The organism is Kribbella koreensis, from assembly GCF_039525325.1.
Classification (GTDB): domain Bacteria; phylum Actinomycetota; class Actinomycetes; order Propionibacteriales; family Kribbellaceae; genus Kribbella; species Kribbella koreensis.
On sequence record NZ_BAAAHK010000024.1, the window covers coordinates 13,365 to 25,223 of the forward strand.

11 protein-coding genes are annotated in these 11,859 nt (G+C 68.4%); 6 read left to right on the plus strand and 5 right to left on the minus strand.

All coding sequences use genetic code 11. The features are described from left to right. The first annotated feature begins 63 nt into the window (after positions 1 to 63). Both ABD116_RS39545 and ABD116_RS39550 read left to right on the plus strand, forming a co-directional pair. Entirely contained in the window at positions 64 to 708 is a 645-nt protein-coding gene (locus tag ABD116_RS39545) for an RNA polymerase sigma factor (RefSeq protein WP_343983225.1), read from the plus strand. Further along, positions 705 to 1,610 carry a hypothetical protein gene (locus ABD116_RS39550; RefSeq protein WP_343983228.1) on the plus strand — a complete coding sequence of 302 codons (906 nt, stop codon included), beginning with the start codon at positions 705 to 707 and terminating at the stop codon, positions 1,608 to 1,610. Before ABD116_RS39545 ends, ABD116_RS39550 begins: the two co-directional genes overlap by 4 nt. Here the strand turns inward: ABD116_RS39550 and ABD116_RS39555 are convergent. Then, complete coding sequence (locus ABD116_RS39555) at positions 1,558 to 3,951, minus strand: tetratricopeptide repeat protein (RefSeq protein WP_343983231.1); 2,394 nt, start codon at positions 3,949 to 3,951, stop codon at positions 1,558 to 1,560. The genes ABD116_RS39550 and ABD116_RS39555 overlap by 53 nt on opposite strands. Before the next feature lie 108 nt (positions 3,952 to 4,059). On the opposite strand from ABD116_RS39555, the gene ABD116_RS39560 reads away from it, so the two are divergent. Beyond that, on the plus strand, positions 4,060 to 4,425 hold the full coding sequence (locus tag ABD116_RS39560) for a hypothetical protein (RefSeq protein ID WP_343983234.1): 366 nt from the start codon (positions 4,060 to 4,062) through the stop codon (positions 4,423 to 4,425). Positions 4,426 to 4,525: 100 nt separating this feature from the next. Here ABD116_RS39560 and ABD116_RS39565 read toward each other — a convergent pair whose 3' ends face one another. Then, positions 4,526 to 4,918 (minus strand): MerR family transcriptional regulator, encoded by a 393-nt coding sequence (locus ABD116_RS39565; RefSeq protein WP_343983236.1) that lies wholly within the window; start codon positions 4,916 to 4,918, stop codon positions 4,526 to 4,528. Positions 4,919 to 4,994: 76 nt separating this feature from the next. Here ABD116_RS39565 and ABD116_RS39570 point away from each other — a divergent pair, with 76 nt between their 5' ends. From ABD116_RS39570 to ABD116_RS39580, 3 genes are all read left to right on the plus strand, one after another. Continuing rightward, positions 4,995 to 6,161 (plus strand): acyl-CoA dehydrogenase family protein, encoded by a 1,167-nt coding sequence (locus ABD116_RS39570; RefSeq protein ID WP_343983239.1) that lies wholly within the window; start codon positions 4,995 to 4,997, stop codon positions 6,159 to 6,161. A gap of 19 nt (positions 6,162 to 6,180) precedes the next feature. Then, complete coding sequence (locus ABD116_RS39575) at positions 6,181 to 7,710, plus strand: acyl-CoA carboxylase subunit beta (RefSeq protein ID WP_343983242.1); 1,530 nt, start codon at positions 6,181 to 6,183, stop codon at positions 7,708 to 7,710. Positions 7,711 to 7,789: 79 nt separating this feature from the next. Further along, positions 7,790 to 8,554 (plus strand): HpcH/HpaI aldolase family protein, encoded by a 765-nt coding sequence (locus ABD116_RS39580; protein ID WP_343983245.1) that lies wholly within the window; start codon positions 7,790 to 7,792, stop codon positions 8,552 to 8,554. Here ABD116_RS39580 and ABD116_RS39585 read toward each other — a convergent pair. The 3 genes from ABD116_RS39585 to ABD116_RS39595 form a co-directional block, all read right to left on the minus strand. Further along, positions 8,551 to 9,624 carry a CobW family GTP-binding protein gene (locus tag ABD116_RS39585; RefSeq protein WP_343983248.1) on the minus strand — a complete coding sequence of 358 codons (1,074 nt, stop codon included), beginning with the start codon at positions 9,622 to 9,624 and terminating at the stop codon, positions 8,551 to 8,553. The genes ABD116_RS39580 and ABD116_RS39585 overlap by 4 nt on opposite strands. A 188-nt stretch (positions 9,625 to 9,812) precedes the next feature. Then, a complete protein-coding gene (locus ABD116_RS39590) occupies positions 9,813 to 11,042 on the minus strand; it encodes a serine hydrolase domain-containing protein (protein ID WP_343983251.1) in 1,230 nt (409 codons plus the stop codon). Between the two features lie 29 nt (positions 11,043 to 11,071). Then, positions 11,072 to 11,857 (minus strand): ABC transporter permease, encoded by a 786-nt coding sequence (locus ABD116_RS39595; protein WP_343983254.1) that lies wholly within the window; start codon positions 11,855 to 11,857, stop codon positions 11,072 to 11,074. Positions 11,858 to 11,859: the final 2 nt, after the last annotated feature.

Genomic DNA, 11,859 nt, shown 5'->3' on the forward strand with positions numbered 1-11,859 from the left:
GTGGGGTGCGAGCCCCACGTGGGGCACCATCGAGTGGTGTTTTCGGGAGGATGAATGAGGCTGATGACAAGTTCATCGCCGGGTCATCGGGAGACCGATCCGCTGGCCGCTCCGCTGGCGGGGATGAGTGACCGCGAGCTGTGGCGCCGGGCGGGCGAGGGAGAGACGGAGGCGTTCGCCCGGTTGTTCGACCGGCATGCGAAGGCGGTCTACAACTTCCTCTTCCGCCGGACGGCTTCCTGGAGCGACGCCGAGGATCTCACCTCGACGGTCTTCCTGGAGGCCTGGCGCCGCCGGGAAGAGGTTGTTCTCGTGCACGAGACGGCTCTGCCGTGGCTGTTCCGTACGGCGGATTACGTGTTCCGCAACGAGCAGCGCAGACAGTACTTCCGGCTGGCCACCGTGCTGAAGCACTCTTCGCCCCCGGACGAGCCGGATCCCGCCGACGGGGTCGCCTCGCGGATCGACGACGAGCGTGAGGCCAGGAGAATGCGCCGGTTGCTGCGCAAACTGCCCCGGCAGGAACGCGAGATCGTCGAGCTGTGTTTCTGGGCCGGCCTCGATCTGCAGGCCGCCGCCGTCGCGCTCGACATCCCGCTCGGCACGGTGAAGTCCCGGCTGTCCCGGGCTCGGCACCACCTTCGCGGCCTCACCGCCGCCGACACCTTCATTCCCGGCTTGGACGATTCTCTGGAGAACCTGTCATGAAGGACCTGCTCACCCGTCGCGCCGAGCGCGAGATGCCCGTGGGACACCACGAGGAGCGCCGCTCCCAGTTGCTCGCGGCGATCGAAACGACCAGCCAGTACCACCGACGCGGTACGGCGACCCCGCTGCTGGCGGTCGCGGCAGTGCTGGCAGTGGTCGGCGGCCTCGCGTTCGGAGTACCGGCTCTTCGTCATCAGGGTCAGCCTCCGGCCAGTGGGATGCCGCAGAGCGCGACCGGCCACAAGCCGGCTGTCCGGACCCTGTCCGGAGCTGAGCAGAGCCTCTTCCTGAAGGACTGCATCAACGCGGTGAAGAAGGCGACGGCTGGTCAGCAGACTCAGTACCGGGACTTCCGGGCGGTGGACGGCTTCGAATTCACCGAGTTGTCCGATCCGGCTCAGACCAGGTCCTGGCTGATCACCAAGGCTGTTTCAGGAAACGCGCGTCACTCGATCAGCCGGGCGGTGCTGTGTGGGCGCAACTCCGCCGGGAAGATCAGCGACGCTCTGAGCACCCCTTCCGCAGCGGGTGGAGCATTGCTGTCGGCACCGGTCACGGCGACCTCGCACAACACCGGTCTGGTACTCCGTACCGTCACCCGGGTGACCTCGCAGAAGGCCGGCGGTCCGCAGATCGAGGCGATCCTTCGTGGCGGCTACTGGTTCACGCCAACACCGGGCCAGCACAAGCTCTTCGGCGATCAGTCGGACGACCGTGGATTCTTCGGTGAGACGATCCGCGCGTACGGCCCCGGCAACAAACCGCTCTACGACAGCTCTACCCCGGAGTCCAAGAACAGGTGCTTCACGGATCCGGAGGGCAAGCGCGTGATCGCCGTCGAAGGGCAGGTCAAGAATCCCACCGTGGCGACCTGCGCCCGCCTGCACCGCTGGCCGAAGTAGGTTGCTCGGAGCTGGCCAGGCGGACTCGGGTTTCGGCCAGGTCGGTTTCGATCGCGGCGATGGTCTCCACGTGATGCTGGCTGGTGCGGGCCAGGTGGAGGGCGGTCAGGTGGAGGGGGAGCGCCTGATCTGGTGCGCCAGATCGGCTGGTGAGGCGGGCGATCTGGGCCAGGGCGTCGATCTCGCTGAAGACGAGGCCGTACGCGCGGGACTCGGCCAGTACTTCCGACGCCTGCTCGAGGGCCTCCTCGTCGCGGCCCAGATCTGCCAGCGCCTCCGCGATACCGATGCGGATACTGATCGCCTGCTGCTCGTTGTGCTCGATGGAGACAGCCAGGTCGTGGGCCTGCTGGAACCAGGTGATCGCTTCGCCCGGCTTGCCCTGGCGACGGCTCAGCTCGCCGAGACCGAGGCGGACCAGAGCGCGGAGGTAGCGGTCCTCTGTGCCGTCGACGAAGCGCAACGCCTTGGTGTAGGCGCGATGGGCGTCCTGCCAGCGGTGTTCCGAGCGGGCGATCATGCCGAGGTTCGCGAGCGCTCCGGCCTGGAGATGGGGGTCGCTCGCGGCGCGGCCGAGTCGCTCGGCCTCGCGGGCGTCGGCGACGGCTTGCTCGTAGAGGCCGAGTGATCCCCGGATGCCGGCCAGCCGCATCATCATCCGGCCACGTCTGGCCCCGGCGGCTTGGCGGGCGCCTCGGGCGTACATGAGCTCGGCCTCGCGGTAGTGGCCGCGGATACGGAAGTACTGGTTGAGGACCTCGGCCAGGGTCAGCGCGGTCGGTCCGCTCGCGCACCGCTGGTTGCCGAGAGCCAGCGCGACCATCGTGCCGCGTTCGGCGTCGAGCCAGGCCAGCGCCTGCTCCGGTGTCGTCAGCGGTGCCATGGTGACTCCAGTTGCCGACACTGAGAGCTGGCCGGCCGGCTTCCACAGCCTCGTCGTCCCTGGCTTCCACAGCTCGACGGCGTGGGCGGCGGTGGCCGTGTAGTAGGTCGCCAGCCGGTACGCCGCCTCACTCCGCTGCAGCGCGGGGTCCTCGTCGAGCGCGCGGGCGGTGGCGTAGATCCGGACCAGGTCGTGCAACTCGACCCGGTTCCCGGAGCTGTTGCCGAGCAGGTTGGCTGCAAGCAGGGCATCCAGGTACGCCGTGGACTGGTCGGGTGGCAGGTCCGCCAGCGCGGCAGCGGCTCCGGGGTCGATTCTTCTGCTCGGGTGCAGGCTCAGGGCCCGCAACATCGCCTGCACGGGCGGTTGGAGGGCCTGGTACGACAGGTCGAGCGCAAACTCGACGCCCTTCTCGATCCGCAGCACCCGGGCACTCTCGATCAGCCGATCGACCTGGTCGCTGAGGGTCCAGTCCGGCCGCTCCCTGGCCCGCGACCCCACCAGCGCCAGGGCCAGCGGTAGATGGGCGGCCGCCTCGGCCAGCCGGTCCAGTACGTCGGGAGCGCCGTCGTCGCGGCCGATCAACCGCCGCAGTACCTCCACCGAGTCCTTCGCGGGCAGTACCCCGATCGTCAGGCGGCGGCCCGGGGTGCAGCGCAGGTGTACGCGACTCGTCACGAACACCGTGCTGGCCGGTGTACCGGGGAGCAGCGGCAGTACCTGTTCGTCGCTGGCCGCGTCGTCGAGGACCAGTACGGCCCGCCGGCCGGTCAGTCGGGCGCGGAACAGTTCGGAGCGTTCCGGCGTACCGAGTCCGGCGAACTGAGCCACCGGGACGGAGAGCAGCCGGAGCAGTTCACCCAGCACCGCACTCGGGTCGGCCGGCGCGCGGACGGCGTCGTACCCGCGAAGGTCGACGAAGGCGACGAAGTCGGGTTGCCCGGTGTCGACCGCCTGCCGGGCCGCCTGGCCGGTCAGCCAGGTCTTGCCGGCGCCTGGCATGCCGTCGATCAGATGGACGGTCGGGCCTTCGTCGACCGTGCTCAACTGGGTCAGCTCCTGGTCGCGGCCGACGAAGGTCAGGCGGGCCGGGGCGAGGTCGGCGGTGACCTCGACGATCCGGTCGTCGCTGAGCTGATCGACAACGGCCTCGTACGCCCGGCGCCAGGCTGCGCCGCCGGCCTGGTCACCGGTCAGGGCGGTGGCGATGTCGTCCACCAGATCGACGTCGAGCCTCTGCCGGCCGGGCTGGAGGCAGCGGTACACCGTCTCGTAGGCGACCGGGGGAGCCGCTCGCTGCTGCCGCACCTTGACGACCCGGCGTCGCAGCTCCCGATAGGACACACCAGCCGTCGAGCGGAGTCGCTCCAGACCGGCGCTGAGCTCGCTCAACGTCCGGATGCCGGCCGGCACAGCGTGCGGGCCGGGTGGGGCGGGCCGGGAGCGGCCGATGGTCACGTTGTGTCCTCGCCTGGGCTCAAGAGGTGATCGATTTCGATCGGAACCGCCGCGATCGTCGTTCCGGCTGGCTAGCTTGCCCGCTAATCACGGGAAAGGAAATCGAACTTGTTCACCAAGAAGCTCGTCTCAGCCGTCCTGCTCACCTCCGCCGTCGGCTTCGCGCTGGCCGTCCCCACGTCGGCATCGGCCGCGCCGCTGGAGGACTGCACCGGCAGCGTCAACCACCAGGACCTGTCCGCCGGCAACAACTACCTCCCCACGGGTACGCCGATCCGCTCCGGCCCGTACGCGTCCTGCACAGTCCGGGGTGAAGGCCCGACCACCGTCCAGCTGCACTGCTGGGCGAAGAACGAGGCCAACCACATCTGGTGGTTCGTCAACCTCACCGGCCAGACGACGAAGGGCTGGGCCTACGAACCCAACCTCTACTACACAGTCGTCCGCCACGAGTCCAACCGCTGCCGTGTCTGACCCGCACCACCTGACCAACGACACCGGCTGGGGCATCCGCCTCGCCTGACGACCGCCCCGCTGACCCTGCCCGCCACGGAGGAGCGGGCGGGGTCAGTGCCTATTCGGCGCGGAGGGTTTTGAGGTCGGCTTGGCAGCGGGCTTCTACTTCGGCTAGTTCGGCGAGGGTTTCGTCTATGTCGCGGCGGCGTTGTTCCAGTTCGGCGCGGCGGGTGGTGATTTGGTTCAGGAGGTAGACGAGTTGGCCCTCTTCGCCGGGCTCACGGTCGTACATGTCGACGATGGTGGCGATTTCGTCGAGGGTGAAGCCGAGGCGTTTGCCGCGGAGGATTAGGGCCAGGCGGACGCGGTCGCGGGGGTGGTAGATGCGGACGGTGCCGCGGCGTTCGGGGGTGAGGAGGCCGCGGTCTTCGTAGAAGCGGATCGTGCGCAGGGTGACGTCGTACTCGGCGGCCAGTTCCGCGATGGACCAAGTAGAGGTTTCGGCAGGCACCCGGATATTGTGCACGCACCCCATCGTGCTTTACGTTTACGTAAGCGTCAATCACGAGAGCCTGGGAGCCACGAAGATGTCGTACGAGCTGTCCGAAGAGCACCGCGAGTTCGCCCACAGCGTGCGCGACTTCGCCCAGGCCGAGATCGCGCCGCATGCGGCCGAGTGGGACCGCAAGCACTACTTCCCGGTCGAGGTGGTCCAGAAGATGGGCAAGCTCGGCCTGTTCGGGCTGACCGCGCCGGAGGAGTTCGGCGGGTCCGGCGGTGACTTCACCAGCCTGTGCGTCGCGATCGAGGAGATCTCCAAGGTCGACCAGTCGATGGGCATCACGCTCGAGGCGGCCGTCGGGCTCGGCATCAACCCGATCCTCACCTTCGGTACCGACGAGCAGAAGCAGCAGTGGCTGCCGGACCTCATCGCGGGTCAGCGCCTGGCCGGCTTCGGCCTGACCGAGCCCGAGTCGGGCTCCGACGCGGGTGCGACCAAGACCAGGGCCGTACTCGACAACGGCGAGTGGGTGATCGACGGCTCGAAGCAGTTCATCACCAACTCCGGCTCGACCATCACCTCGCTCGTCACGGTCACCGCCCGGACCGGCGAGAGGCCGGACGGCCGCCCGGAGATCTCCACGATCATCGTCCCGACCGGTACGCCGGGATTCGTCGCCGAGGCGTCGTACGACAAGCTCGGCTGGCACGCCAGCGACACCCACCCGCTGTCGTTCAGCGGCGTACGGGTCCCCGAGGCGAACCTGCTCGGCGAGCGCGGCAAGGGGTTCGGCCAGTTCCTCGCCACCCTCGACGACGGCCGGGTCGCGATCGGCGCGGTCGCGCTGGGCTGCATCAAGGCGTGCCTGGAGATGTCGGTCCAGTACGCCGGTGAGCGCAAGACGTTCGGCGTACCGATCGGTCAGAAGCAGGGCGTCGCGTTCCAGATCTCCGACCTGAAGGTGATGGCCGACGCGGCCGAGCTGCTCGTGTACCGGGCCGCGGCGCTCAAGGACGCGCGTGCCCCGATGCAGGAGTTCAAGCAGGCTGCCTCCGTCGCCAAGCTGTACGCGACCGAGGCCGCGGTCACCGCGACCCGGATCGCCACCCAGGTCTTCGGCGGCTACGGCTTCATGGAGGAGTACCCGGTCACCCGGTTCTACCGTGACGCGAAGATCCTCGAGATCGGCGAGGGCACTTCCGAAGTACAGCGGATGCTGATCGCGCGCGGCCTCGGCCTGCCCGTCGAATGACCAGTGACAGGATGGCCGCATGAGCAGGGATCACTGGACCGAGTTCAAGGTCGCCCGCGAGGCGACGATGACGCCGCCCGAGAAGGCGGCCGAGAAGCTCGCCAAGCAGAACAAGCTCTACGTCCGCGACCGGATCGCGCTGCTCGTCGACGAAGGCAGCTTCGTCGAGGAGGCGCAGCTGGCCAACGCGCTCAACCCGGGCCTGCCCGCGGACGGCGTGGTCACCGGCCGCGCCCTGGTCGACGGGCGGCCGGCGCTGATCGTGGCGAACGACCCGACCGTCAAGGCCGGCTCGTGGGGTGCCCGGACGGTCGAGAAGATCGTCCGGATCACCGAGGTCGCGCTGCGCGACGAGCTGCCGATCTTCTGGCTGATCGACTCGGCCGGCGCCCGGATCACCGACCAGGTCGACCTCTTCCCCGGTCGGCGTGGCGCGGGCCGGATCTTCCACAACCAGGTGGCGCTGTCCGGCAAGGTGCCGCAGATCTGCTGCCTGTTCGGCCCGTCGGCCGCGGGCGGCGCGTACATCCCGGCCTTCTGCGACCTGGTGATCATGGTCGACGGCAACGCCTCGATGTACCTCGGGTCGCCGCGGATGGCCGAGATGGTGGTCGGCGAGAAGGTGACGCTGGAGGAGATGGGCGGCGCCCGGATGCACACCAGCGTCTCCGGCTGCGGCGACCTGCTGGCGAGCGACGACACCGAGGCGATCGAGCTGGCCAAGCAGTACTTCTCGTACCTGCCTGGTTCGTGGCAGTCGCAGCCTCCGTCGTACGACGCTTCGCCGGCCGGCCGTGATTTCACCCGTGACCTGGTGCCGGTCGAGGAGAGCGTCGGCTTCGACATCCACGACGTGATCGACGCGATCGCGGACGCGGACACGTTCTTCGAGATCAAGCCCGCGTACGCGCCGGAGCTCGTCGTCGGGTTCGGGTTGCTGGCCGGGCAGACCGTCGGGTTCGTGGCGAACCAGCCGGCCGTCAAGGGTGGCGTGCTGTTCGTCGACTCTGCCGACAAGGCAGCCCGGTTCATCTGGTTGTGCGACGCGTTCAACGTGCCGCTGGTGTACCTGTGCGACGTACCGGGCTTCATGATCGGCTCGGAGGTCGAGCGGGCCGGCATCATCCGGCACGGCGCGAAGATGATCACGGCTGTGTCGGAGGCGACGGTGCCGACCGTGTCGGTGATCGTCCGCAAGGCCTACGGCGCGGGGCTGTACGCGATGTGCGGGCCGGGCTTCTCGCCGGACGCGTGTATCGCGCTGCCGACGGCGAAGATCGCGGTGATGGGTCCGGAGGCGGCGATCAACGCCGTGTACTACAACAAGATCCAGGAGATCGCGGACGAGACCGAGCGGGTCGAGTACGTCTCCAAGCTCCGCGAGGAGTACGAGACCGACATCGACATCCTCCGGCTGGCCGCCGACCTGGTGATCGACGCGATCGTCGAGCCGGAGAACCTGCGCGACGACCTGATCGCCCGGCTCGCCGCGGCGCAGACGAAGAACCGGCATTTCAGCACCAAGCGGCACGGAGTACCGCCGGTCTAGCCGCGCGGCACGGAGTACCGGCGGTCTAGGCGTGGACGCGAGGCCGGGCCGGTACGGCTGGGCGTATAGCCTGCGGGGCATGACGTCCAAGGACTTCGCCGATCGGCTTCGCAGCAGGCAGACCACGCTCGGTTACTGGGTGATGATGAACGCGCCCGCGGCGACCGAGCGGATCGCGTTGACCGGCTACGACTACGTCGTACTGGACGGCCAGCACGGGTTGATCGACCAGCGTGGGTTGCTGGACGGGCTGATGGCGATCGATGCCGCAGGCAACGGTACTGCGGGGTTGGTGCGGGTCGAGGCGAACAACGCGACCCCGATCGGGCGGGCGCTCGATGCCGGGGCGGCCGGGGTGATCGTGCCGCTGATCGACACGGCCGAGGATGCGTTGCGGGCCGTGCAGGCGGCTCGGTACCCACCGAGCGGGATCCGGTCGTACGGGCCGGCGCGATCGGGATTGCGGATCGGGCCGGTGCCGGCGGAGGCTGATGCGGCGACCGTCGTACTGGCGATGATCGAGACCCGGCAGGCACTGGAGAACGTCGCGGGGATCTGTGCGACGCCCGGGCTGGACGGGATCTACGTGGGGCCGTCGGATCTTCGGTTGGGGATCGGTGGCAAGTACCCGGGCGATCCGGATGTCGCCGAGACATTCGATGCCGCGATCGAGTTGATCGCGCGGACTGCCGCCGCGGCTGGGGTTGCGGCCGGCATTCACACGAACAGCGGCACCGAAGCGGCTCAGCGGTTGGCCGAGGGCTACACCTTCGCCACGGTGTCGTCGGACCTCGATCACTTGCAGGCGGCTGCGGCCGCGCACTTGGCGGCCGCGCGCGACTAGAGGACGCCTGCGAAGGGGTCTTCGAGGGATTGCCAGTCGAGGGTGGCTAGTTCGGATTCGGTGAGTAGGCAGTTGTCTAGGATTGCTTGGAGGCGGGCGGGGTCCAGGCCTACGCCGGTGGCTACGACTGTGCACTCGGCCAGGTGGTTGGTTTCGGACCATTCGCCGAGGGTGCCGAGGGAGGCGCTGTAGCCGGCGGATTCCCAGCGGACGCGTTGGGTTGGGCGGTTGGCGAGCCAGACGACGCCTCGGCTGCGGACTACGTCTTCGACGATGTCCTCGAGCGCTTCGCTGAGGCGGGCGGGGTGGAGTGGGCGGCTTGAGCGCCACAGGACTGTGGTTACGCCGTCGCCGCTTGGCTGGAGGCGTGAGTCGGTGGCCAGTTCGCCGGCCCAGGCCTCGGCGGCCGCGAAATCGAAGAGACCGAGACGGCTGACTTTGCCGGCCGGTACGCCGGTGATGTCCGCGTTGACGACCGTCGTCCGCGGGTTGAGGTGCTGCAGCAAGTGGTGCAAGCGATCGGGCGCCTTGGCGCGATGAGCGTTCGCGAGCACGCAGACATCGGCGTACTCGACCTGGCGTGCGGTCAACTCCGCCACATTGCGCCGATCCGGCGGCCCGAGCGCGAGCCCGCGCTCGTCGAGCAACTCGTCCCCGGACAACTGCTCGACCAGCAACACCGCGTCGACCACGCAGGTCACCGTGTCGACCTGTACTTCGGGCATCGTCGCAACCAGAGCATTGACCAGCGACCGAGCCTCCATCGCCGGTGGCGTCGCCAGTACTACGTGTTGCCAGTGCTCCCGCGCGACGAGCGTCTCCAGCAGCGGCAGCAGCGACTCGATCAGCTGGCAGGCGCCGCAGTCGTCGCCCACGCTGAACTCGCCCGCGTCGATCGGGCCGCTCTGGTCGAACACCTTCCAGGTGAGCACTCCCCGGCCGGGCAACTCGTCCTGGTCCACGACGACGGCCACTGTGGTGGCGTCGACCATGGCCTCCAGGACAGGCTCCCGCAGCGTGGTCGAGAGTCCGGTAAGCAGGGTCAGCGGGGTCTTCCGATGGGCGGCCATGCCTCCACTATATGAAAACGGTTTTCATCAGTAAAGAGCCGGGGGTGGACGAGTTCTCGATCCGGACCGGGAGATTTCCGCGCAGTACCGGGGAATAGTTGCTCTCCACCCATAGTGCGCTCACCCGAGCGTCCCCGCATAGCTGCGCGCGTCGGCTGTGCAACTTCTTCCCCACCCCACCGCCCCGGTCAGGCAGCCCCGAGGAGATCGTCGAGCGTCTTCCAGAAGTGCAGGATCGGCTCGCCGAGCGGTGGCAGGTGCTGCGTCATCAGCACCGCGGTCACACCGTGGTCGGGGAAGTTGTACCAAGTTGTCCCCAGCCCGCCGCCCCAGCCGTACCGCCGTGGGAGCGCAGGATCGAGCCGAACCTGTACGCCGTGACCCCAGCCCTCGCCGTCGAGGAAGATCGACGCGGACGGCCCGTTGCGTTGCTCCTCGCCGAGGTGATCACGACTCAGGTCATCGATCGCCTCCGCACTGAGCAGACTCCCGCCGTCGAGCGGGTCGGCCCCACCGGGCAGGCTCCCGCCATCGAGCGGGTCGCCCTCGCCGGGCGGGCTCCCGTCGCTGGGCAGGCTGCCGCCGTTGAGGAGTAGGCGTCCGAAGCGCAGGTAGTCGGCGGCTGTCGACACCAGGCCGCCACCGGCATGCGGGAAGACCGGTGGCTCCAGCCAGTCGCTGTCGGAAGTACCGTCGAAAACCACCAGTCCGTCGTCGCCACTCGTGAAGCAAGGAATCAACCGCTCACGGGCCCGCACCGGCACCGAGAACCCCGTGTCGACCATTCCCAGCGGTTGGAACAACCGCTCGGCCATCAACGCAGGCAGCGGCTTCCCCGCGGCGCGTGCGAGCAGCACCCCGAGAACCGAGTAGGCGAGGTCGTACCGCCAATGCCGCCCAGGTTGCTCCATCAGAGGGAGAGTGGCGAACTGTGCGATCCACTCGTCAGGCGTGTGTTGCACGGCCGACGGCAGCGGCGGCCCCATCCCGAGCCCACGCGCGACAGCGAGATCAGCCACTGGGCAGGAGTCCACCTCGAAGGCGAACCCGAATCCGAGCCGCATCGTCAGCAGGTCCTCGACCGTCGCCTCGCGCTCAGCGGGCACCGTGTCGTCCGCCGGACCGTCGAGCCGGCGAACCACCCGGCGGTGAGCGAGCTCAGGAAGCCATCGAGTGACCGGAGCATCCAAGGCAAGCACACCGTCAGCCGCGAGTTGAAGAGTGAGCGCAGCGGTCAGCGGCTTCGTCATCGAGCTGATCCGCACCACCGCATCAGCCGGCAAAGGCGCCCCACCCGGCCCGCTGCTCCCGACCGCCTCGATCCATTCGCCCGAAGGGGAGCTGATCCCGATCACGGCACCAGGCAAGGCACCAGACGCGACGAATCCGTCCATCTCTTTCCTGAGCACCGTCATCATGCAGCCAACGTAACCGAGCCCACGGACAGTCAACTGGTAGCGCTCGTGTACCGGCGAAGCCCCGCCCGCCAGACCCACAAGGCGATTCCGCAAGCGCCACCCGCAACGGCCACACTCACCGGCAACGCCAGCAGCCCGCCGCCCCGCGCCAGCACATCAGCAGGCACCGTCGCGACGAGAGCCACCGGAAACCCATAGCTCAGAAGCAACCGCAGTGGCGTCGCGTAGAGCTGCACCGGATAGCGCCCGAACTGCCACGCCGCGTCGTACACAACGTCGAGGCTGAGACCGAGCGCCCAGAAGACCACCGAGGAGAAGAGCACACGCGTCGCCCAGGTGAGCATCGTCGCGGTCACCACGAGAATCAGCCACCCGACGACGCCGGCCACAGTGACGCCGACCGCCGCATGGGCAAGGCCGTAGAAGACGACACCGAACCCCAACGCCACCTGAACAAGCGCAAGCGGCGCGTACGTCCCCAGGCTGGCCAGCAGAATCGCCGGCGCCGGCTGGATCAGCAACGCATCGAACTGCCCGTTCTTCACCTGCTCGCCGAACCACTGCAGATTCGGCTCGACCAGCGCCGCCCGCAACCCACTGACGATCTGGAAGGTCCCCAGCAGCGCGATCGCCTCACCCGCCGACCAGCCGCCGAGACTGTCCGTCCGCGTGTAGACGACCCCAAGCGCAGCCAGCGACGCAGCCCCCGCGACAACAGTCACCACGAACTCGAACAACAGATCCGCCCGGAACGTGACGCTCCGCCGGACGGACATCGAGAACAGCACCCCGAAAAGCCTGATGGTCTTGACCATTC